Below are 21382 nucleotides of genomic sequence, written 5' to 3'. Positions count from 1 at the left end.
GCGTGAGCTATCCGATCAGTACTCAGAAGGTCTTGGCGCCCGTGCCCAGGTCTGGGTTGTTCGGGCTTCGTTCCCGCAGCCGCGACACGTCGGAGATCCCTCCTCTGACGGCGGGTCAGGTCCTCGTGCTCCGTTCGGACGGCCGGTACGTGCTGGACAGCGGACGGCTGAGCCTGAGCGATGAGATCGTCCTGGAGGCGACGCACGTGAGCGTCGTCGACATGACGGAGAACAAGCAGGTCAGGGTCGAGTTCTCCATTCCCTCGGCGGAAGGCTGCGAGTTCACCGTTCACGTCGACTTCACCTGCCGGGTGCACGACCCGGTCGCCGTGGTCGAAGCCGGCCTTGGGGACATCAGAGAGATCCTGGCCGCCTACCTGAGGGCACATGACGACGTCTTCAAAGCCGGAGCGAAGTACAAGCTCGCCGATTTCCTGGCGGTCCGGACCGAAGTGCGCGCCGAGCTGGAGGCGTACCACCACTACGTCCCGGTCCGGTTGTCCGGGATGACGGCGGTTCTGGGCAACGTGGAGATCCCCGCGCCGGCGGAGGTGAGGGACTACGCGGGCAAGGCCGTCCGGGACTATCTCGATCATCAGGACCGGCTCGCGGGTCTGGCGCGGGATGGGACGTACGACCGGGCTCACGCTCTTGAGGAGACCGAGACCAGGTTGCACAGGCTCAAGCTGGAGGTGATGGGAACCGAGCAGGAGCTCAACAAGCTCCGCAGCGACCGGCTGAAGCAGGCGCAGCGGGAAGCGGACGAGGAGGCTGCGCTGGCCGCGGAGCACCGTAGGCGCGATCTGGAGACTACCTTCGGCATCGACCAGGCGGCGAAGGTCGCCGAGGCGGTGGGCGGTTCTCCCCTCATGGGCTATGCCTTCGCCGCCGAGCGTGGCGATATCAGCGCCAAGGACCTGGCCGATGTCCGCCAGGTGGAGGCCGACCGGGTGCATGCGCTGGAGCGGTTGCGTGAGGACCGCGCATACGAGGACTCTGTCAAGAACGCGCAGCTCTCCCGGGACACCATGGTGCAGGGCATCATGATGCGGCTTGAAGTCTTCAAGGAGATGGTGCGGAAGGGCCACCTCGACGAGCGAGGCATGAAAGAGATCGACGGTATTCTCGCCGCACTCGTCACCGCGCAGGGAGTCGACCTTTCGGCAGCGGCCGGACCTGACGGAGAGATCCAGGCGGCGGCCGAGCCGGTCCGTGAGGAGCTCGCGGCCCCGCAGGCGTCCCCTGAGCCGGAGGACACCGACGAAGCGCCTTATCGGGAGGAAGACCTCTGATGACGGCGGTTCAGCCGACCGCTGCTGTTGGGGTCGAGAGGGAGCCGCCTCGACGGCCGGCACATGGACCGAAGGGGCCGGGTGTATGGCTCCGCTCGCTGATCGGCGTGGACGAGTCGGTGCTGAGCATGGCGCCCCTGGACCGTGGACGCTACACCGCGATGGCCCTCATCGTGGTCAACGCGGGCATCCTCGCCGCCGTGTCCATGTTCATCCTGGTGCAGAGGTTCGGGGACGCCCCGCTCGTGGTGGAACTGCTGGCCGCCCTGTTCTGGGGCTGGATCATCTTCTCGGTGGACCGTTGGCTGATCGCCAGCGCACACGGGACACAGAGCAACGGCGGGGTCTTCCTCGCCCGGGTGCTCCTGGCCATCGTGCTGGGGTTCGTGGTGGCCGAACCGCTGCTGATCGCGATGTTCGAGCCCGCGATCCATCGGCAGGTGGCCGAGGATCGGCGGGTGGAACGGGCGGCCAAGCTGAGCGCGCTCACGTCCTGCAATCCCGTCCCCTACCGGGAGCTCCCGAGCAAGGACGTCCAGTCGTGCCAGGACCGGAGGCTGCTCATAACCGTCAGCGCCAACCCGGTGGCGGCGGCGGCCACTGTCACCTCGCTCGACAAGCAGGTATCGACGTTGTCGAAGGCCATCGACAAGGATATGGCCGCGCTGCGGAGACTGGAGCGGCTGGGGCACGCCGAATGCGGTGGCGAACGCGTCGGCAACGAGACCACGGGCATCTTAGGCGAGGGCCCGAACTGCCGTCAGATTCGGAACGAGCGGGCAGAACTCCTCCGCACCTCCAAGCTCACCGAGCGGCGGGCACAGCTCGCCGAGCTCCAGACCAAGACCAAGGACGCCGTCGAGGCCATGGGTGTGGTCAATGCCGAGTACGCGACCCAGATCGCCCGGGAGATCGACAAGCAGTTGCCACGTCCCGAGGGCAAGATCGGAATTCTGGAGGAGGACAAGGCCCTTCTCGCCCTCCAGGGTCAGAGTCTGATGGTCTTGCTTTTCGTCTGGCTGCTCCGCATCGCACTGATCACCTTGGACTGCATGCCGATCCTGACGAAGCGTCTCGCCGGGCTCAGCACCTACGACCGCCAGGTGGCTGATCACGCGGCCGCGGATATGGAGACGCATGAGGTGTTCCTCAAACATGCCAAGGCCCAGAACATTCAGGGTCGAGTCGACGCTCTTCGCCTGCTGGATGAACATGAGCGAGACCGCCGGCTGCGCCGGGAGCGTTCTGAGGCCGAGGCTCGCAACAACCAGGATGAGCATCTCAAACAACAGATCCGAGATCTTGCCGCCCGGCTGAAGGGCAACCCTGACCTAGCACGGGACTAGCTGGATCCGGAGCTGTTCTCGAGGGCCGCCTCACATCCGGGGGAAGGCGGCCGCGATGGTGGCGGCGAGTTCGAGGTAGGCGGTGTGGGCCGCCGGGCTCAGGTGGGTGAGATCGATTTCGGCGTCCTCTACCAGGTGGGGTCGAAGGGGACGCCGATGACGTCGCGGCAGCGGCCCTTGGAGTGGGCGCGGAGGGCGGCCGGGTCGACCGGGGTCCTGGTGGTGGTGGACGTTGAAGATGGCGCCGGCCAGGTCGGCGTGGCCGTGGGCCCGGAGCCAGTCGAGGGTGGCGTCGGCGGAGCGGGCGGCGATGTGGGCGCGAGCTTCGGCGAGCATCCCGGCGACCTTGGCCCGCAGGATCGACAGCACCTGCCACCCGGCCACGTCGGCGTCCTCGGGGACGTCGGCCAACTCCTTCAGCTCAGGCACGCCGGGCAGTACGGCGGCGCCCGCCGGAGCCACCACGGCAACGCGACCCCGGCGGCCAGGAAGGCCAGGTTGAGCAGCCCGGGCACGGCCAGCCCCAGGCCGCAGTAGCCGACGCGCTTGAGGACGAACCGCTCCGGGCTGATCCCGAGCTCACGAACCGGCGCGGTGGTCCCGGAGGTGGCCGCGGGCCCGCCGCCAGACCGCGTCGAACTCGTCCCTGGTGAGGGGCTCGGGGTCGTGGCCCTCCCATTCGTGGACCGGGACCTCGGCGGTGAACCCGTAGGTGGCTTCGTAGGCGCGGCCGGCCCCGGCGTCGCGGGCGTGCCGCCACTCGGCGAGAGAGGCGGCCGCGATCGGCGTGCCCGCGGCCCCCTGCAGCTCGACCTGGCGGGCGACCCAGCCATCGGCGTCGACCTCGAAGTAGAACCAGATGTCTTCCTCGTCCCAATAGCTGCGGAACCATCTCCTCATCGGGCCATGGTCTCGCGTACATGCACGGCCCGGTTGCGTGGCCGGTCTGGCGATGGGGGGCGCCGGGAGCCGGTTCGCTGGCTGGTCCCGTAGGACGCGTGTCGTCGCGGGCGCGGCGATGCCGCTGTTCTCGCTGTTCCGCGGGCGCTTCGCCGCTCTGCACGGCGTCGATCCGCGCAGGCTCCTCGTCGTCCGCACGGTGGACTTCACGGGCGGCCCCGCGGCCTTCGGCGCCGTCGTCGGCTCGCGGGCTTCAGCCAGGTCATGGTGCCGCGGCGTGAGTCAGCCGCCGACGCCGTACCCGGTGATCTCGTCGCCGGGGTCCGGGCCGACGAACCCTTCGGCGACGCGCTCGGCCTGGATCAGGACGCCCGGTCTCGGCCGGTTGCGGGCGTACGCGGAGGGCCGGACCCGGTTCGGGGCCGGGTCCGGCCCTCGGTCCTGGGGCTCAGCCGAGCATTCGGTACGGCTGAGCCGGCCGTCCTGGCGCGGTCTGGGATGAACACGCTCCTGACCGGGGTGATCAGCTGGGGAGGGGCTCCAGGTACCAGGTCACCTGCCGGCCGGCGGTCAGGGACTTGAGCTTGACGCCGGCGTTGTGGTGCATGACGTCAGGCGCCAGCCCCTTGGAGGTGTCCCGCTTCGGGGAGATCGTCCAGCCCCCGGGGAACCTGGTCTGGTCCGCCTGGACGATCACCCACTGCTGCAGTTCCTCTTTGTCGTTGCAGGTCTGGATGATCGTGTCGTAGCGCGTGGCGTCCAGCGTCGTCTTCCGCTGCAGGCACATGTCCGCCCGGAGGTTCTCCAGCTTGTAGAGCGTGGGACCGGAGCCGGTGGAGCCGAGCCGCGTGATCGCCCATCGTTTGGCGTCGTCGTGGCCGGCGTTGAGGTCCTCCGCGATGGTGTCCACCACGTTGCCCGCGTTCTTGCCCGCGGCGCGGGACAGCATCGCTCCGCCGGTGTAGACGGAGCGGATCCGGTAGGTGCCGTCGGAGGGGCCGGGCGGGGGCGACGGGGGCGGTGAGGAGACGGCGGCCGGGGCCGTCTGGGCGGTCGCGGGCGCGAGCGCGCCGGCCAGGGCGGCGATGGCGATGGCGGCGGCCCCTGCGGTGAGGGCGGTGGCGACCGCCAGGCAGCGACGCCGGGTTGTGCGGATCATGGGATTTCTCCTTGTGATGAAGGACCGTGGGGTGCGGTCTGTCGGGTCGTTCCGACCGGTCCGGGGGAGGGCGGCGGGGATCAGGCGACTGTGGCGGGCGCTGTCGCCCCTCGCCCCCCACTGGCGGCCGCCCGGCCGGGAAGCGGGCTGGGCCGGAAGGGTCGCGGATGTGGCGGTCGCCGTCGTGCGGCTCCTGCCGGCGCGCGCCCGTCGCGGCGGGCGGGGCGTTCAGGCCGTGGCGGCGTGCGAGGGCTCGTAGCCGATCCCGTTGACGTGCCGGCCGAAATGCCCCGCGCCGCCGGGCACGTGCCTGCCCGAGGTCTGCGAGGCGTCGGGCGGGAACAGCGGGCAGGGATCCCCGTCGCCGAGCTTCGGATCCTCGAAGCCGCCGTTGACCAGGGCGGCACGGGCGCCACAGGCACCCGGGTTCTCGGGTTTCTCAGGGACCGCCATGGGAGGGGTTCCTTCCGGAGGGGGATGAACCGACCTCCTATACATAACCGAGTGACGCGTACTGACTACTAACTGTGATGGCATTGGGAGATGCTGGAAATGGAATAATCGGCTGTCTGTTACGGCCGACCCCGTCCCCGCCGGCCGTACGGCATGAGCGGGGCACCGGCGTGCGCGCACGGCCTCACGCCTGCGCCGGAGGCGGAGCGCCGCGATCAGGGGGCGGGGCTGCCCTGGGAAGCGGTCATCGCGGCCTGTGGCGTTCGAGTCGCTCGCGGACGGCGTCGCCGTTGGCGCGGCCCCGTCGCTCGTCCGCGAACTCGCCGGGGAGGGAGACGAGGTGTCCGACGACGCTCCCCACCATGGCCGCGTTGCCGAGGGCGCCTCCGACGAGCTGCAGGACGTCGCCGCTCTCGCTGGTCAGCGCATCGGTGATCCGGGTGACCTGGTTCTCTCGCACCCTGGGGGCGCCCGGCAGGGGCCGGACGAAGTAGAGCCGGTAACCGGCCGACCCGAGGCGGACGTCGCATCCCCGGATCCGTCGCAGGTAGCCGGGCCAGTGGATGTCCGCCTGGTCCAGCGTGCCCGCGAACATCAAGGCCTCGCCCGTCGCGAAGGCGAAGCGGTTCGACTCCACCACGAAGAATCCGACCGTTATCGTCCCCGCGTCCCAGACGAACTTGCGCATCCTGGGATCGCACCAAGCCGGCACGATCAGCGGTTCTTCGGCCTCCGGGCGAGGCCGGTCGCCGCGCCCCTCGTGGACGTCGCCAGGCCGGCGTGCGGGGTGTCCTCGCTGGGCTTGCGCCTCGGGTGGTGATCGACCGGCGTCCGGTGGGGGAGTGGGCACCCAGAACCGCCATCCCGCGGGGGCGGGCGGCCACGACGGGGGCGGCCTCCATCCGGGAGGCGGTGTCCACCCTGGGGGCGGGGGTGGCCACCCGGGCGGGGGATTGAACCTCATCCCAGCTCCCTGCCGGTCGTCTGCCCGAATCCCACACCGCCCCTCGGCCCGAGTCAACCAGCGGCGTGGCCATGCCCCGGCGGGCGGACGGCGGCCCGCTCGACGGCCGTCTCCACGCCGCCCTCGATGAACGGCGGGGCCGCGGCCACGTCAACCGGCCGCCGGTCTGGGCCCGGGGCGCGCGGCGGGTCCTCGCCTGCCGTACGCCCCGGACGAGGTCGTTCCGGGGAGTCTCGGTGCTCCTCGGGGGTGTGACCGAAGGCGGCGCTGAACGGCCGACCTACTGACGGTCGAGGTGCAGGACGGTGCCGGACTCGTCGCCGAGCCAGGTGGTGGGACCGCCGACCAGGGCGGCGTAGCTGACCTTCGCGCCGCTGGCGGCGGTGACGGTGACGTCGACGCGCTCGACGTGCCAGTCGTCCCGGTCGGTGGTGCCGGCAGCCGCCGTCCAGACGAAGCGGATGTAGACGGGCCGGTTGTGCAGGTCGCCGAGGGTGAGCGGGGGGTTCTTGCGGGGGTCGTTCCACTCGGGCCGCTCGACGTTGCTGCCGTTGCCGAAGATGTACTCGTGGCGGTCGTGCTGCTGGAAGTCTCTGACGTCCGGGCGGGCCAGGCGGAACTCGCGCCCGGCGATGCCCAGGAACACCCTGCTGTCGGGCTCGGCGTTGCCCCGGACGCGGGACTCGTCGCCGGCGGTCCAGACCGTGGCGGAGATGGTGGCGATCGGGTCGGTGCTGAGGATCGGGTCGGTGGCCATGCCCCTCCTTGAATGACTCTTGGTAGTTGCTTGACTACTGTTAGTCATCTTCCCTGGTGGTTCCCTGATCCATGCGCACAGCGGGGGAAGGGTTGGCGTGACGAACGGATACGCGCTGCTGACCCGCCGGTGAGTGGACGGCCTTCACCCTGGGGTCCGGCGCGAAGGTCTCCGGGCGCCGCGGCCCGGCCCGCGGCGACGGCTGAGGTGTGCGCCTCGGTCGCCGCGAAGCGCCACGTGCCGACCAGGACGGGACGGCGTCTCTCCCGTCAGTGACTCTCTGCTGGTGTCCGTCGCCGGGGCCGGAGACGAGGGACGCGCGCTCATGCCAAGAGCGGTGCTGTGCGAGGCCCCGTAAGATCGGGCCAATGGGATGGGAGGCACTTGCGCGGTGGGGTGAAGACGTCACGCGCATCGAACCGCTGACCGGCGGAGTCGCCAACGACGTGTGGAGTGTGCGGGTCAACGGGCGCCTCGCGGTCGGTCGTCTCGGTACCAGGAGCGACGCCGACCTCGCGTGGGAGACCGAGCTCCTGGTCCATCTCGACCGTGAAGGCCTGACCGTGCCGGTGCCGATCCCGACCACGGACGGCCGGCTCTTCGCCGACGGTCTGGTGGTGATGACCTACCTGGAAGGCGGGCCGCCCGAGACGCCGGCCGACTGGCGTCGCGTGGCCGGCGCGCTCCGCGAGTTGCATCGGCTGACGCGGGGCTGGCCACAGCGTCCAGGTTGGCGATCATCGACCGACCTGCTGCACGCCGAGACCGGGACGAAGATCGACCTGGCCGCGATGCCGCCAGAGGGCGTCGCCCGATGCCGGGCAGCGTGGGCGCGATTGTCCGGACGTCCCACGTGCGTCGTGCACGGCAACCCCAACGCCGGCAACATCCGCATGACCGCGCACCAGGTCGGGCTGATCGACTGGGACGAGTCGCACCTCGACGTCCCTGACCTCGATCTTGTGCTGCCCGGCAACGCCGCCGGCCTCGACGACGCCGCGTACGACATCGCCGCTCAAGCGTCGGCCGCCTGGGAAGCCGCCGTCTGCTGGGACGACGACTACGCGGTCAGGCGGCTCGCCGAGGTCCGAGCGATCTGAGGACGCGGCCGGCGACCGGGGCCATGGGCGGCATCGGCCGCGCCCAGCGCGATGTGCGGGTGGGATCTGCCCGTCCACGGCCCGCGGCCCCGAGCCGTGGAGTGCCCTCCCGTACGGCGCCGCCCGCGCGGTCGCCGTACGGTCAGGTGATCTCCGCGGTCCAGGTGCGGCCCTGGAGGAGGAGGTGGCCGCCGACGGCGGTGGCGGCGGGGTGCGCGGCGCCGGGGCGGGAGGCCAGGTAGAGCGTGTTGATCGGCGAGACCTCGGGTCGGTGCAGCAGGCGCAGCCGGCCGTCGGCCAGCTCGGCGGCGCACAGGTAGGCGGGCAGGACGGTGATGCCGGCGCCCGCGGTCACCGCGGTGAGCACCCCGCGCAGGTCGGGGACGACGACGGCGGGAACGCGGGTCAGCCGGGTGCCGAAGACGACGCGCCAGTACCGTCGCAGGATCGGCAGGTTCTCGGCGTAGGTGATCAGCGGAGCGGTGCCGATGTCGCCGGCGGTCCAGCCGGGCGCGGCCACCAGGACGAACTCCTCGTCGGCCAGTACCTCGACGCGCAGGCCCCGGCGGCGCGGCCGGACGGAGGCGATGACCAGGTCCAGGCCGCCCCCGGCCAGCTCGGCCAACAGCTCGTCGGGCATGCCGAACCGGACGCGCAGTCGCAGCCCCTGGCCGACCATCGGGGCCAGCGACGGCAGCACGCGGGCGCACAGCAGCTCGGCGGGCCCGCCCAGGTAGACCACGCGCCCGAAGGGGTCGCTGGACTCGTCCAGGTCCGTCCCGACCCACTCCTCCAGGTCGTCGATCGCCGGGGCGATCCGGGCGGCGAGCTGGTCTGCGGCCGGGGTGGGGGCCATGCCGCGCGGGACGCGGTCGAACAGCGGCCGGCCGAGTTCCGCCTCCAGCGCCTTGACGTGGGCCGTCACGGTCGGCTGGGAGATCCCCCGCAGCTCAGCCGCGCGGGACACCGAGCCGGAACGGTGCACGGCCACGAAGGTCCGCAACAGATCGAACGAGACATCGCGCATCCCCGCCTTCTATCAGAATTCCGATAGCGGCAGCGACTCCGTCCTATTGGATCTCGATATCCCCGAGCCGTCATGATCACAGCACCGCCGCCGCGAACCGCCGCGGCCCGAGGCGGCCCCCAACGTGATCCATGGGAGTCCACACGCCATGTCCAAGCGCATCCTGATCGCTCTGACCAGCCACGCGACCCTCGGCTCGACCGGGCGCGCCACCGGCTTCTACGTCGGGGAGGCGGCCGTGCCGTGGGAACTGCTCACCGCCGCCGGCCACCAGGTGGACCTCGTCAGCGTCGCCGGCGGCGTCCCGCCCCGCGACGGGGAGGACCCCGCCGACCCCACCCAGCGCCGGTTCCTGACCGACCCGCGCGTCGCCGGGCAACTGGCCGACACCCCTACTCCCGGCCAGATCACGCCGGAGGACTACGACGCGATCCTGTTCGCCGGGGGCCACGGCACCATGTGGGACTTCCCCGACAACCCCGGCCTGGCGCGCCTGGCGCGCACCATCTACGAGCGCGGCGGCTTCGTCGCCGCGGTCTGCCACGGTTCCGCCGCCCTCGTCGGCCTCACCCTCTCCGACGGCTCCTACCTGGTCGCGGGGAAGAAGGTCGCGTCCTTCACCAACGCGGAGGAGGCCGCCGTCGGACTGACCGACGTGGTGCCGTTCCTGCTGGCCGACCGCCTGGAGGCCCAGGGCGCCACCCACATCCCCGCCGACGACTTCACCGCCCACGTGATCACCGACGGCCGCCTGATCACAGGCCAGAACCCCGCCTCCGCCCGCGGCGTGGCCACGGCCCTCATCACGGCCCTCGGCTGACGCCCCTCGCACCCAGCCTGAGCCGACGGCCGGCGGCCACGTGCGTGGGTCAGGCCGCCCGCTGGGAGGCCGCCCTCGTGGCCGTTGAGGACTGCGCCGTGGCCGCCCCCGGGCCGGCCCCACCGTGCGGGAGGAAGGCGGGGAAGCCGAGGCGGCGCCGTACGTCCACCAGGTCGAACGGAATCCCCGCGCGCCCTCCTCCACACACCCCGCCCCGCCCCGGCCCAGCAACGACGGGGCGGGGCGGGGCCCGGGATGAGGCATCCCATCTCGGTTCCGGCCCCTGTGAAGTGCTCTCCGGGCCGGCGCAATCCAAGAACCAGTTCTGGCCCACCGATTAGCGCTCGAACGCGGCGACCTCGGTACAGGTGGCCTTGCAATCGCTTCCGTTGCGGGGCGGCGCTCCCGGGGGCGTTCTGGCCGTGGGGGCCTTAGGCGGTGAGGTCCAGAGGGGCGGCGGCCAGGGCGGCGTCGAGCAGGTCGCGTGAGGCCTGCAGGTCCTCGATCGCCTGGGTGAGGCGGTCGCGCTGGCGGCGCAGGTCGTCGATCACCTCCGGGCATACGGGCACCAGGTTGCCGGCCTTGATCCGCACACACGGCATCACCAGGGCGATGGTCTCGGTGTTCAGTCCCGCCGCCAGCAGGCGGCGGATGCGGAGGACGGTGTCGACGTCCGATTCCTGGTAGTGGCGGTAGCCGCTGGCCGACCGCTCCGGCCAGAGGAGCCCCTGCTTCTCGTAGTAGCGCAGCAGGCGCTCACTGACCCCCGTACGACGCGACAGTTCCCCGATGTGCACGCCGCCTCCAGCTTGACTCTGACATGGATGTCAGACTTTACCATTCCGGCGATGAAACGGACATTCCTCACTCTGGTTTCCCTCTGTCTCAGCATCTTCGTCGTCGGAACCGCCGAGTTCCTGGTCGCGGGGCTGCTCCCGCAGATCGGCGCCGACCTGGGGGTTTCGGTCGCGGTGGCCGGTCAGGCGGTGACGGCCTACGCGCTCGGCACCGTGATCGCCGGCCCGCTGGTCGCGATCGCGACCGTACGGCTGCCGCGCAAGGGCCTCATGCTCGCCCTGATGGCGGTCTTCGCCGCGGGCAGCGCGGTGAGCGCGCTCGCTCCCAGTTACCCGGTGCTGCTGGCCGGGCGGGTCATCACCGCGATCGCCCACGCCACGTTCTTCGCGCTGACGCTGATCATGGCCACCAGGGCGGCCCCCGCGGGCCGGACCGGCACCGCGATCGCCGCCGTGACCTCCGGCCTGACCGTGGCCACCCTGCTCGGGGTGCCGCTCGGCGCGGCGCTCGGGCAGGAGGCGGGGTGGCGCCTGCCCTTCGCCGTGCTGGCCGGGCTGGGGGTGGCCTGCCTGGCGCTGCTGGCGTTCGCGCTGCCCCGTGTCCCGGGGCGGCCCGCCGGAGCCGCCTCCGAGATCGCGGTGCTGGCCCGGCGGCCCGTGCTGCTGTCCATCGCGACCACGGCCGTCGGTTTCGCCGGGGTCGGCGTGGTGTTCACCTACCTGGCCCCGACGCTGAACCAGGTGAGCGGATTCGCGCCGTCCACGGTCTCGCTGCTGCTGGTGGTCTATGGGCTGGGCAGCCTGCTGGGCAACCTCGTCACCGGACGGCTCGCCGACCGGGCGCCGGGGGCGACGCTGCGCGGCGTCTTCGCGTGCTTGACGGTGCTGCTGGCCGTGATGCCGTTCGCCGTGGCGCACCAGGCGTGGGCCGCGGCCACCGTGCTGGGCCTGGGGCTGCTGGCCACCGCCACCGTCGCGCCGCTGCAGAGCCTGATCCTGCAACGGGCGGGCAGCGCCCCCACCCTGGCGGTCACCGTCAACGTGGCCGCGTTCATGCTGGCCCACGCGGTCGGCTCGGCGATCGGCGCCGGTGTCGTCACCGTCGCGGGGCTGCGCTGGACAGGCGTGGCCGGAGCGGTGCTCAGCGCCTGTGGGCTGCTGCTGTCCTACCTGGCCGCGCCCCGCCGTACCGCCGCCGAGCGGCAACCCGCCCCGGGCGGCGCCCGGCGGGAGACCGGGCACGTCCCTGCCCGCGGGCGACACTGAGCGCCCGCCTCCTCATCATTCGATCGGAGATCCGATGACCCTGGCCACCGACCACTACGACCGGCTGCTCGCCCAGCACTACACCTACATGCTCGGCGGCGACCTGACGGCGCTCGCCGCCGAGCAGGCCCGCCTGCTGGAAGACCTCGGCGTCACGCCCTCGACCGGTGACGCCGTCGCCGTCGACCTCGGCTGCGGCCCGGGGCCTCAGACGCTGGCCCTGGCCCGGCTCGGCTTCGCCTCCGTCCTGGCCGTGGACACCAGCGAGGCGCTGCTGGCCGAGCTGGTCTCCGCCGCGGCCGGCGATCCCGCGATCCGGCCCGTCCACGCCGACATCCGCACCGCGCTCCCGGAGATCGCCCGGCCCGGAACCGTGGAGGCCGTCGTCTGCATGGGCGACACGCTGACCCACCTGCCCGGCAAGAACGACGTCACCGCCCTGCTCGGCGACGTCACCCGGGCACTGGCCCCAGGCGGAAGGCTCGTCATCACCTACCGCGACCTCACCCGGCCGTTGACCGGTCCCGACCGGTTCATCCTGGTACGCGGCACCGCCGACCGGCTGCTCACCTGCTTCCTGGAGTACCGCGACGACGACACGGTCCTCGTGCACGATCTGGTGCACACCCGCACCGGCGACACCTGGACCCAGCGGGTCGGCAGCTACCCCAAGCTGCGCATCGGCGCGGACTGGCTCGCCGCCCAGACCGCCGCCGCCGGGCTGACCGTGTCGCGCGATGAGATCGGCCCGCGCGGCATGCGCGTGCTGGTGGCCGGCAAGGAGGGCGCATGAGCGATCTGTTCGACCTGACCGGCACGGCGGCGGTGGTCACCGGGTCCAGCCGCGGCATCGGCCTGGCGATCGCCCGCGCCCTGCTGGCCCAGGGCGCCGGCGTCCTGATCAACGGCCACGACGCCGCCGAGACCGGCGCCGCGCTCAGGGAACTGCGGGAGCGGTACCCCGGCGCGCCCGGCGGCCGGGCCCGGGTGGCCGGGCTGGCCGGCGATGTCACCGACGCGGACCTGGCGCAGGGCCTGGTGGACGAGGCCCTCCGCGTCTTCGGGCGCGTCGACCACCTGGTGTGCAACGCCGGTATCGACATCATCAAGCCTGCCGTGGACTACGGGCCGGAGGAATGGGACCGCGTCCTGGCGGTCAACCTGCGAGGCGCCTTCCAGCCGGCCCAGGCCGCCGCCCGCCACTGGATCGCACGGGGCGGGGGCGGGTCCATCACCATGACCTCGTCCATCGCCGGCTCGGTCGGCATCCCCGCCCTCGCCCCCTACGCGGCCAGCAAGGGCGGTGTGAACCAGCTCGTGCGCACTCTCGCGGCGGAATGGGCCCCGCACCGCATCCGGGTCAACGCCGTCGCGCCCGGCTACGTCGCCAACATCATGGCCGGCGTCACCGTCCACGACGACCCCGCCTCCGACGAGCGCATCCACACCTTCACCCCGCTCGGCCGCCGTGCGACCGTCGAGGAGACAGCCGCTCCCTACGTCTTCCTCGCCTCGCCCGCCGCCGGTTACGTCACCGGCTCCATCCTGACCGTCGACGGCGGCTACACCGCCACCTGACCGCTCCGAGCCGTGCGCGATCTCGGCCGTCGGGTCGGTGAAGAGGCGCCGGTGGCGGTCGTCGGCGTGGCCGAGCCGGCTGTCCGGGTCCCCGGCTGCGGCGGGCAGATGCGCGCCGCGGCCTGCGCGGGGTCGCGGGCCTGCCTCGTTCTTGCTCGGGGGTTGTCACTCGGCGGGGTCCGCGGAGGGGGGCGGTCTTTCGCCGTGGCGGAGCAGGAGTGGGCACAGGACGGCGGCCGCCGCCAGGATGAGCGCTCCGGTGAGCGTGGCGGCGGCCAGGCCGTCGGTGAAGGACTGGCGGGCGAGGGCGGCGAGGTGGGCCGCGGCCTCGGCGGGGAGGTGCCCGGTGACGCCGAGGGCGGCGCCGAGGCTGGAGCCGACGGCGTCGGCGGCCTCCGCCGGGATGTCGCCGGGGACGCCGCCGAGGACGCGCGACCGGTACAGGGCGGTGCCGATCGAGCCGAGTACGGCGATGCCCAGGGCGGCGCCGAGTTCGCCGGCGGTTTCGGAGAGCGCGGACGCGGCGCCTGAGCGGGCCGGGGGCGCGGACGCGACCACGACGTCGGTGGACAGCGTCATCATCGGTGAGATGCCCGCCCCGATGAAGGCCGAGGAGACGATGGCGAGGACCAGGCCGTCGCCGGCGGGCAGGCGGCTGAAGGCGAGCATCCCCGCGGCGGCCACGGCCGCGCCCGCCCCGAAGACGAGCGGGTGGCCGAGGCGGCGGACGAGCACGGAGGCCAGGACCGCCATCCCGCCGACGAACACCATGACCGGCGACGTCGCGACGGCGGCGGCGAGCGGGGACAGTCCTTCGACGAGCTGCAGGTACTGCGCGCTGTAGAGCATCACGCCGACCAGGGAGAACATCGCCAGCCCCGCTCCCAGCACGGCCCCGCTGAACCGCGGGTCGGCGAACAGGCCGACGTCGACCAGGGGCGTCGGGAGGCGGCGCTGCCGGAGCAGGAACACGACGCCGGCGAGGACGCCCGCGGTCAGCGCGGCCAGGGCGGGGGGCGTCAGGGCGAGTTCCTCGGCGGCGGTCTTGACGGCCCAGACGATCGGCAGGATGGCGGCGAAGGAGAGCAGGACGCTCAGCGCGTCCAGCCGCGACGAGGCCGGGCCGCGGTACTCGGGGACGAGCCGGGGTGCGAGTCCCAGGAGCACCGCGATGACCGGCACGTTGACGAGGAACACCGATCCCCACCAGAAGGCTTCGAGGAGCAGGCCGCCGATGATCGGGCCCAGGGCGATGCCACCGGCCAGGCACGCGGTCCAGATGCCGATGGCGCGGGTGCGCTCGGCCGGGTCGGCGAACATGGTGCGGATGAGCGAGAGCGTCGAGGGCATCAGGGTGGCGCCGCCGACGCCCATCAGGGCGCGGGCGGCGATGAGCGCCTCCGGTGTCGGCGCGAACGCCGCCAGCGCCGAGGCCGCGCCGAACACCGCCGCGCCGATGAGGAGGAGCCGGCGCCGGCCGATGCGGTCGCCGGCGTTGCCCATCACGATGAGCAGGCCGGCGAGCAGGAATCCGTAGACGTCGAGGATCCACAGCGTCTGGCTGGGGCTCGGGGTGAGCTCACGGGTGATCGTCGGGATCGCGATGTGCAGGATGGTGACGTCCATCGAGGTCAGGATCACCGGCAGTGTCAGTACCGCCAGGCCGGCCCATCTGGACCGGGTGCTGCCGGAGGCGGGGGTCGTTCCCGGCACGGAGTCTCCCTCCACAAGGTTGCGTATGCAGTACGCAACGAGCGTAGCGTACGGCATACGCAACGCGATAGACTGAGCCGCGGGAGGTGGCGGAGTGAGTCCACGGGTCGGTCCGTCGGGCCCCCTGTCGCGCGAGAAGATCGTCACCACCGCGATCGGCGTCGCCGACGAGGTGGGCCTGGAGGCGATGACGATGAAGCGCGTGGCCGAACGCCTGGGCGCCGGCGTCATGTCGCTGTACCGGCACGTGGCCGACAAGGACGAGCTGATCGAGGCCATGGTCGAGCGGGTCACCGGCGACTACGCCTACCCCGACCGGCGCGGGATCGGCTGGCGGGAGGCCATGCACGTCCTCGCCCGGCGGGACTGGGCGGCGTTCCTCGCGCATCCGTGGCTGCTCAGCGCGACCGCCACGGTGGCCCCTCCGTTCGGCGCCGCCTCGCTGGCCGCCATGGAATGGGCGCTGTCGGCCCTCGACGAACTGGAGCTGCCGCCTCCCGCCGCGGCCCGCGCGATCATGACGATCAACAACTACGTCCAGGGCAGCGCGCGCGTGGTCCTCGGCGGCAGACGGGCCGGGGCGGGCGACGACCCGGGCCGCTCGTGGCGGCAGCGACTCGGCGGCGTCGACCTGGACGCGTTCCCCCACCTCGGCCGGCTCGTCGGCCACCCGCTGCCGGAGGGCGAAGGCGACTGGTTCGCCGAGGGGCTCGACGTCATCCTCGACGGCATCCAGGCCCGCGGCCGGCCCCACCTCGCCTGACGCCCCCGATCGCCGAGGCGATTACTGTGCGTAGTCGCCCGTGGGGATGGGTATAGCGCCGTTGAGCCGGTCGCGGCCGTACGGCCCAGGGCCGTACGGCCACCGGGCGCCACCGAGCCGTCGATCACCCGCGGCCCGTACGGCGGCGCCCGCGGCGACTCGTCGCGCCCACGGCCGGACTCACCCGAGCATCTCCGGCGGACGGCCGTCCACGGCCCCGCCGGCCAGTGCGCGCAGCGGCAGGGGGAGAACACATGATGATGTCGCGGACCGAAGCCAAAGTCGGCGTGGTGATCCCGCGGACGGGGCGCCTGGCCGAGCTGGGCCTGCCTCTCGCGTTCGCCGGGAGCCTCCTGGAACCCGAGCTGGCCGGCCCCGGCCGGGGCGGCGGGCGGCGCCCGGTCCGGCTGCTGTGGCGGGACAGCCGTTCGGACCCGGCCCATGCCCGCGTCGTCACCACCGAGCTCATCCGCGAGGAGGGCGTGGACCTCGTCCTCACCATGGCCGGGACCCAGGTCCTTCCCGCGGTGGCCGCCACCTGCGAGGACCTGGGCACGCCGTGTCTGTCGACGACGTTTCCCTGGCACGCGTACTACGCCGCCCGGGGAGTGGGGCCGGATCACGCCTTCCGGTGGACGTACCACTTCGGGTGGGGGCTGGACGACATCGCCGGGGCCTTCGCCGACATGTGGGACCGGCTGGGGGCGGGCACGTCGGTCGGATGCCTGTGGAACGACCGCTTCCAGGGGACGACGCTGCGCAACGGCGTGTTCGGGGCCGTGGCGGCGCGGCGCGGCTACCGGCTGGTCGATCCCGGCGGGTACGCCGAGGCGGACGCGGACTTCGAGGAGTGCGCCGCGCGTTTCCTGCGCGACGGCGTGCAGATCGTCACCAGCGCCGCCACCACCGAGGACCTGGCCGCGTTCCGGCGGCAGGCCGAGCGGAAGGGGCTGCGCCCCAAGCTGATCACCTGCTCCCGGTGGCTGACCTACCCGTTGACACCCCCGGAGCCGCCCGGCCTGGACGGGATCGCCACCATCGTCTACTGGTCGCCCCGGCACCCCCATCGTTCCCCGCTGAACGGCATGAGCGCCGCGGACCTGGCGGCGCTGTACGAGAGCCGTACCGGCAGGCAGTGGCTGCAGCCGCTGGGCGTCGCCCACGCCCTGTTCGAGGTGGCCGCCCACGTGCTGTCCACGGCCGGGAGCCGCGCGGACGTCGCGGCGGCCATCGCCGCCACCAGCCTGGACACCATCGCGGGCCGCCTGGACTGGACCACCGGCCCGGCCCCGAACGTCGCCACCATCCCGCTCACCGGCGGCCGCTGGCAGCCCGGCACCCGCCACCCGCACGACCTGGTCCCCGTCACCGGCGGCGACCAAGCTCGCCCCTGACTCCCAGATCATCGGGGCCCGGCTCCCGGGCCCCGGCGGTCCTCAGGGACCGCGGTCTCGTCTCGCGGGACTGGGACCCGTGCTGATGCTAGGGAACGGCCTTGAGCAGCCAGAGCTCGTTCTCTTCGTGACCGGGCGCGGACTGCACCACGCGCGCGCCCGGGTCGGTGGAGGCGTTCGCGACCGCCAGCACCTTGCCCGAGTGCTTGGCGATGAGCCGGTAGACGCCCGCCTCGTGCTCCTTGAGGTACCAGATCTGGCTGGGGCTGCCGTTGATGCCCCACTGCATCGCGAAGTCGGAGTTCTGGTTCGCCAGGGTGATGTCGAGGGCCTTGCCGGAGTGTTCGGCGATGAACTTGTAGCCGCCCTCGGCGGGCTTCAGGTGGAAGATCTGGTTGGCCCGGCCGTGGGGGGGCCACTGGATCACCCAGCCCCCGTCGGACATGTCGTATTCCCTGATGTCGAGGGCGAGCCCGGACTTCTTGTTGATCAGGGTGGCTCGGGCCGGGATGTCCATGGGAGTCCTCTCGAACGGGAGCCGGAGGTGGCGGTGCGCCGCCTTGTCTCCATAAGAGACCGTCACGCACGGGAAATCACCCTTCGCCCGTGACCGCTTCCGGACAGGATTCCCACTGCAGAAAGGCGGAGGTGGCCCGTCGTCCACCCTGGGCGCGCTGGAGAATCCGTCATCGATCACCATGCGAGGCGTGCGCGGGCCCAGGTCGATGGGAACGGGGGACAGGGCGGGGTGCGGTGGCCGCCCAGGCCGCCCTGAGCACCAGCCATCGCGGCCAGGCGGAGGCCCTGCGCAAGAGCGCCTCCTCCGCACAGGACGTCCTCGCCCTGCTCCCCAGCCCGCGCACGAAACTCAACCGCCCCTTCGACCTGGTCAACTTCCACGACTGACCCGGCGGCCGGCAGGGCCCGGACCCCACCACACCCTTCGCCCGGTCGAAGGGGTGAGGCCATGAACACCGTCGAAGGGGGGAGCCCGGCGGGGGGCGCGCGGCCGGGCGGGCCTGCGCACGGCCGCACGTGCCCCCGGGCTCAGGCGCTCATCGTGAAGCCGAACTCGGCTTCGGCGATGCTGAAGGGCACGTCCCAGCTCTTCGCCTCGGTGTTGGTGTGGAAGGCGAAGGCGGCCCCGGTGTCGGGGCTGCTCAACGCGAAGAACATGTGGCCCCAGTAGCTGCCGGCCATGCCGCGGACGGCGAGCCCGCCCGTCACCGCCCTGTCGAGCTCGAACATGCCGAGGCCGTACCGGGTGTGCGGCAGCCAGCCGGCGCCCTCGGTCGAGACCGTGGTCCACATCTCGCGGTGCTGCTCCGGAGGCAGCAGGGTGCCGCCGGCCAGGGCGTCCAGGAGCCGGATGGCGTCGCTGGTGGTCGAGACGATGTTCCCGGTCTCCCAGGAGGTGTTGAACTCGGTGACGTCGAGGGGTTCGAGCCCCGGCTCCTCGAACGCCGACTCCCAGTTCTCCGTGGTGACGTCCGCCGGGTCGACGCCGTCCTTGTAGAACTGGGTCGAGTACGCCCGCGGCGACGGGCCGCGGTATCCCGTGTCGCCGCCGCCGCGCACGTAGGTGTCGGTCAGGCCGAGCGGCTCGATGACCGCGCGCCGGACCTCCTCGGCGTAGGTGTTGCCGGTGATCCTCTCGATGATCGCGTTGGCGATGTAGAAGCCGCCGTTGGCGTACAGGAAGCGCTCGCCGGGCTGCCCGACGGGCGGCTCGGACACCGCCAGCCTCAGCAGCTCCTCGCGGGTCCACTCGTCGAAGCGGTGCTCGTCGAACCTGGCCCGGCTGGCGTAGTTGCCGATCAGCCCCGGAGCGAGGCCCGTGGCGAACAGGCCGCCGGTGTTGCTGAGCAGGTGCCTGATGGTGATCCGGTCACCGTCGTAGCCGTTGGTCAGCACGCCGGGCAGCCATTTGTTCACCGGGTCCTCCAGGTCCACCCGGCCCTCGGCCTCCAGGGTGAGGAGGGTCGCGGCGGTGATGCCCTTGGCGCCGCTGCCGATCGGCAGGAACTCCCCTGGCACGCGCGGCGCCCCGGTCGTGAGATCGGACACTCCGGCGGTGCCGAACCAGGAGCCCTCGGCGTTCTTGACCTCGATGACGATGCCGGGGATGCCGAGCTCGGCCACCGCCCGGTCGAGGATCCGCTGGGTCTTGTCGTGCCCGTTGCCTGTCATGTCGTGCCTTTCACCGAGCTGTCCTTGACGCCCTCGACGATGCCGATCGGCGATGACAGCGCTCTCACAGCGCTACGACAGGCGGCGCGGTTCCGGTAAGCGGTCCCCTCCTGGCGCGTGACGATGCGGCCCGCCGGAGTGGGGGGCGAAATCGAGTCACCCGGGCGAGGTGGGATAGTGCGGGTATGGATCTTCGAGCCCATGCCGACGCCTGGCTCACGGCGTGGAGGGCGCGCGACCTCGACGCGATCATGGCCTGCTACGCGGACGACGTCGACTTCGCCGCCTCCACCGTGACGCGCCGCTGGGGCCGGCCCGACGGCCGGCTGCACGGCAGGGCCGAGTTGCGCAGGCACTTCGAGCGCGGGCTCGAACTGGCTCCCGGCCTGACCTTCACCGAGGAGGCCCTGCTGCCCGGCCCCGGCGGCTACGCGCTGCTCTACCGGCGCGAGAACGGCAACCGCGTCCTCGACGTCGTCGAGCTCAACGAGAACGGCCAGGCCGCCCGCGTCCGCGCCTACTACGAACAACCCCAGCGATAACCCCACCCCGGTCCGCATCGAGCGGCAGCAGGCGGACCGGCCGCCTTTGAGATGAGCCGCGGCCGCCGACCCGCCCCGGCGGCGGCCGTACGGCGAGCGGCCGCGCCCTCGCCGCACCCCCGGCGCCCCGTCCCGCCCTACCCCGCCCCGGCGACGGCGCCCCGTCCCGCCCTACTCCGCCCCGGCGACGGCGCCCCGATCCCGCGCCTCCCACGGCGGGCGACCGTACGCGCCGTGGCCGGACATCGCCTTGTCGCCGCTCATGGTCCGCGTGCCGCCGAGTCGACCGGGACACCCGGGCGCGACCCCGGGGCCGTCCTTCTTCCTGCGGGCTGTGCGTCGCCTTCCTACGGGCTGTGCGTCGCGGAGGCGGCGGCCGCGCAGGAGGCGAGGTCCTCGCGTAGCCGGCGCTGCCGTTCGGGGGAGAGCGGCGCGAAGATCTGCCGTTCGACGGCGCGTACGGCGACGCTGGCCTCATGCAGCGCCTCTTGCCCGGCCGGGGTGAGCTCGGTGGGCAGCGCGCGGCCGTGAGCGGCGTGAGCGGGGCGGGTGAGCAGGCCCCGCTCCTGGAGCCGGCGGAGGACGACGTTCATCGACTGGCGCGTGACGAAGGCGCGGCGGGCGAGTTCGGAGTTGGACAGGCCCGGGTGCCGGCCGAGCAGTTCCAGACAGGCGTACTGGGCGACGGTGAGGCCCAGCGGGCGCAGCACCTCGTCCATGGCGGAGTGCAGGGACGCCTGCACCTGCTTGAGGACGTAGCCCACCGACTGGTCAAGGTCGCCCACGGCCTCGTCTTGCGTCATGTCAGTAGTATGACATAGCCTCCATGTCAGAGAGACTGACATAGGAAAGGGATCGACCATGAGTGGACAGGTCACGTACTTCGAGCTGCCGAGCGGCGACATCGAGGCGACCCGGCGGTTCTGGGGATCGCTGTTCGGCTGGGAGTTCTACGAGGGCAACTTCCCGGGTTACTCGATGATCAAGGGATCCGAGCCCATGGGCGGAGCCCCGCATGACGACGCCTCGCGACACCCGCGCGTGTTCTTCGCCGTGGACGACCTCGGCGCCGCCATCGCCCGGGTGCGCGAACTCGGCGGCACGGCGGAGGAGCCGGTCGTGATCCCCTCGGGCGCCTACGCCCACTGCGCCGATGACCAGGGCGTGGCGTTCAGCCTGTCCCAGCCGGCGCGCAACGGCGACTGACCGCGCCCAGACCGCGGGTCAGGGCGGCAGCGGGCCGGCCGCGTGGCCGGGCCGCCGCCGTGCGGTGGCCCCGGCCGCCCGGGGTTCGCCGGGTGCGAACCCCGGGCGTGCAAGA

24 protein-coding genes are annotated in these 21382 nt (G+C 72.3%); 12 read left to right on the top strand and 12 right to left on the bottom strand.

The features are described 5' to 3' along the window. Positions 1-2: 2 nt before the first annotated feature. Both D5H75_RS02875 and D5H75_RS02870 read left to right on the top strand, forming a co-directional pair. The gene (locus D5H75_RS02875; protein ID WP_119924716.1) at positions 3-1292 is read left to right on the top strand and encodes a hypothetical protein; all 1290 of its coding nucleotides are present in this window, start codon (positions 3-5) and stop codon (positions 1290-1292) included. Between the two features lie 107 nt (positions 1293-1399). Then, on the top strand, positions 1400-2638 hold the full coding sequence (locus D5H75_RS02870) for a DUF4407 domain-containing protein (protein ID WP_202637761.1): 1239 nt from the start codon (positions 1400-1402) through the stop codon (positions 2636-2638). 30 nt (positions 2639-2668) lie between these two features. Here the strand turns inward: D5H75_RS02870 and D5H75_RS02865 are convergent, their stop codons facing one another. From D5H75_RS02865 to D5H75_RS02835, 6 genes are all read right to left on the bottom strand, one after another. Next, complete coding sequence (locus tag D5H75_RS02865; RefSeq protein WP_147425043.1) at positions 2669-3067, bottom strand: hypothetical protein; 399 nt, start codon at positions 3065-3067, stop codon at positions 2669-2671. A 150-nt stretch (positions 3068-3217) separates the two neighbouring features. Then, positions 3218-3538, bottom strand: coding sequence for a hypothetical protein (locus tag D5H75_RS02860; RefSeq protein WP_119924713.1), 321 nt, complete (start codon positions 3536-3538; stop codon positions 3218-3220). 523 nt (positions 3539-4061) lie between these two features. Beyond that, positions 4062-4697 (bottom strand): RICIN domain-containing protein, encoded by a 636-nt coding sequence (locus D5H75_RS02850; RefSeq protein WP_119924711.1) that lies wholly within the window; start codon positions 4695-4697, stop codon positions 4062-4064. A 228-nt stretch (positions 4698-4925) separates the two neighbouring features. Continuing rightward, positions 4926-5150 (bottom strand): hypothetical protein, encoded by a 225-nt coding sequence (locus D5H75_RS02845; RefSeq protein WP_119924710.1) that lies wholly within the window; start codon positions 5148-5150, stop codon positions 4926-4928. Between the two features lie 244 nt (positions 5151-5394). Beyond that, a complete protein-coding gene (locus tag D5H75_RS41205; RefSeq protein ID WP_202637760.1) occupies positions 5395-5838 on the bottom strand; it encodes a hypothetical protein in 444 nt (147 codons plus the stop codon). Positions 5839-6394: 556 nt separating this feature from the next. After that, positions 6395-6871 carry a hypothetical protein gene (locus D5H75_RS02835; protein WP_119924709.1) on the bottom strand — a complete coding sequence of 159 codons (477 nt, stop codon included), beginning with the start codon at positions 6869-6871 and terminating at the stop codon, positions 6395-6397. A gap of 368 nt (positions 6872-7239) precedes the next feature. On the opposite strand from D5H75_RS02835, the gene D5H75_RS02830 reads away from it, so the two are divergent. Next, the gene (locus D5H75_RS02830; protein ID WP_119924708.1) at positions 7240-7971 is read left to right on the top strand and encodes a phosphotransferase enzyme family protein; all 732 of its coding nucleotides are present in this window, start codon (positions 7240-7242) and stop codon (positions 7969-7971) included. 142 nt (positions 7972-8113) lie between these two features. On the opposite strand, the gene D5H75_RS02825 is transcribed toward D5H75_RS02830, so the two are convergent. Further along, entirely contained in the window at positions 8114-8998 is an 885-nt protein-coding gene (locus D5H75_RS02825) for a LysR family transcriptional regulator (protein ID WP_119924707.1), read from the bottom strand. A 148-nt stretch (positions 8999-9146) separates the two neighbouring features. Here D5H75_RS02825 and D5H75_RS02820 point away from each other — a divergent pair, with 148 nt between their 5' ends. Then, a complete protein-coding gene (locus D5H75_RS02820; RefSeq protein ID WP_119924706.1) occupies positions 9147-9818 on the top strand; it encodes a type 1 glutamine amidotransferase domain-containing protein in 672 nt (223 codons plus the stop codon). Positions 9819-10249: 431 nt separating this feature from the next. Here the strand turns inward: D5H75_RS02820 and D5H75_RS02815 are convergent, their stop codons facing one another. Beyond that, on the bottom strand, positions 10250-10615 hold the full coding sequence (locus D5H75_RS02815) for a MerR family transcriptional regulator (RefSeq protein ID WP_119924705.1): 366 nt from the start codon (positions 10613-10615) through the stop codon (positions 10250-10252). 51 nt (positions 10616-10666) lie between these two features. On the opposite strand from D5H75_RS02815, the gene D5H75_RS02810 reads away from it, so the two are divergent. Genes D5H75_RS02810 through D5H75_RS02800 form a run of 3 tightly spaced genes read left to right on the top strand, consistent with a single transcriptional unit; the run spans position 10667 to position 13459 of the window. Further along, a complete protein-coding gene (locus D5H75_RS02810) occupies positions 10667-11881 on the top strand; it encodes an MFS transporter (protein ID WP_119924704.1) in 1215 nt (404 codons plus the stop codon). Between the two features lie 34 nt (positions 11882-11915). After that, positions 11916-12674, top strand: coding sequence for a class I SAM-dependent methyltransferase (locus D5H75_RS02805; protein ID WP_119924703.1), 759 nt, complete (start codon positions 11916-11918; stop codon positions 12672-12674). Further along, entirely contained in the window at positions 12671-13459 is a 789-nt protein-coding gene (locus tag D5H75_RS02800; RefSeq protein WP_119924702.1) for an SDR family NAD(P)-dependent oxidoreductase, read from the top strand. Before D5H75_RS02805 ends, D5H75_RS02800 begins: the two co-directional genes overlap by 4 nt. Before the next feature lie 165 nt (positions 13460-13624). Here D5H75_RS02800 and D5H75_RS02795 read toward each other — a convergent pair whose 3' ends face one another. Beyond that, positions 13625-15172 carry an MFS transporter gene (locus tag D5H75_RS02795; RefSeq protein ID WP_277949911.1) on the bottom strand — a complete coding sequence of 516 codons (1548 nt, stop codon included), beginning with the start codon at positions 15170-15172 and terminating at the stop codon, positions 13625-13627. Between the two features lie 94 nt (positions 15173-15266). Here D5H75_RS02795 and D5H75_RS02790 point away from each other — a divergent pair, with 94 nt between their 5' ends. Both D5H75_RS02790 and D5H75_RS02785 read left to right on the top strand, forming a co-directional pair. Further along, positions 15267-15935 carry a TetR/AcrR family transcriptional regulator gene (locus D5H75_RS02790; protein ID WP_242453946.1) on the top strand — a complete coding sequence of 223 codons (669 nt, stop codon included), beginning with the start codon at positions 15267-15269 and terminating at the stop codon, positions 15933-15935. A 254-nt stretch (positions 15936-16189) separates the two neighbouring features. Next, the gene (locus tag D5H75_RS02785) at positions 16190-17329 is read left to right on the top strand and encodes an ABC transporter substrate-binding protein (RefSeq protein WP_119924700.1); all 1140 of its coding nucleotides are present in this window, start codon (positions 16190-16192) and stop codon (positions 17327-17329) included. An 88-nt stretch (positions 17330-17417) separates the two neighbouring features. On the opposite strand, the gene D5H75_RS02780 is transcribed toward D5H75_RS02785, so the two are convergent. After that, the gene (locus D5H75_RS02780; protein WP_202637759.1) at positions 17418-17912 is read right to left on the bottom strand and encodes an RICIN domain-containing protein; all 495 of its coding nucleotides are present in this window, start codon (positions 17910-17912) and stop codon (positions 17418-17420) included. Positions 17913-18082: 170 nt separating this feature from the next. Here D5H75_RS02780 and D5H75_RS41200 point away from each other — a divergent pair, with 170 nt between their 5' ends. After that, entirely contained in the window at positions 18083-18235 is a 153-nt protein-coding gene (locus tag D5H75_RS41200; protein ID WP_202637758.1) for a hypothetical protein, read from the top strand. 141 nt (positions 18236-18376) lie between these two features. Here D5H75_RS41200 and D5H75_RS02775 read toward each other — a convergent pair whose 3' ends face one another. Beyond that, a complete protein-coding gene (locus D5H75_RS02775; RefSeq protein WP_119924698.1) occupies positions 18377-19519 on the bottom strand; it encodes a serine hydrolase domain-containing protein in 1143 nt (380 codons plus the stop codon). A 185-nt stretch (positions 19520-19704) separates the two neighbouring features. Here D5H75_RS02775 and D5H75_RS02770 point away from each other — a divergent pair, with 185 nt between their 5' ends. After that, positions 19705-20061, top strand: a complete 357-nt coding sequence (locus D5H75_RS02770; protein ID WP_119924697.1) for a nuclear transport factor 2 family protein — start codon at positions 19705-19707, stop codon at positions 20059-20061. Positions 20062-20408: 347 nt separating this feature from the next. Here the strand turns inward: D5H75_RS02770 and D5H75_RS02765 are convergent, their stop codons facing one another. Beyond that, positions 20409-20864, bottom strand: a complete 456-nt coding sequence (locus D5H75_RS02765; RefSeq protein ID WP_119924696.1) for a MarR family winged helix-turn-helix transcriptional regulator — start codon at positions 20862-20864, stop codon at positions 20409-20411. 58 nt (positions 20865-20922) lie between these two features. Between D5H75_RS02765 and D5H75_RS02760 the strand changes: the two genes are divergently transcribed. Beyond that, complete coding sequence (locus D5H75_RS02760; RefSeq protein ID WP_119924695.1) at positions 20923-21267, top strand: VOC family protein; 345 nt, start codon at positions 20923-20925, stop codon at positions 21265-21267. Positions 21268-21382 lie beyond the last annotated feature (115 nt).

This window comes from Bailinhaonella thermotolerans, assembly GCF_003594875.1.
Lineage (GTDB): Bacteria > Actinomycetota > Actinomycetes > Streptosporangiales > Streptosporangiaceae > Bailinhaonella > Bailinhaonella thermotolerans.
Note: the sequence above shows the minus strand (reverse complement) of the source record. Positions and strands in the feature narration are given on the sequence as shown.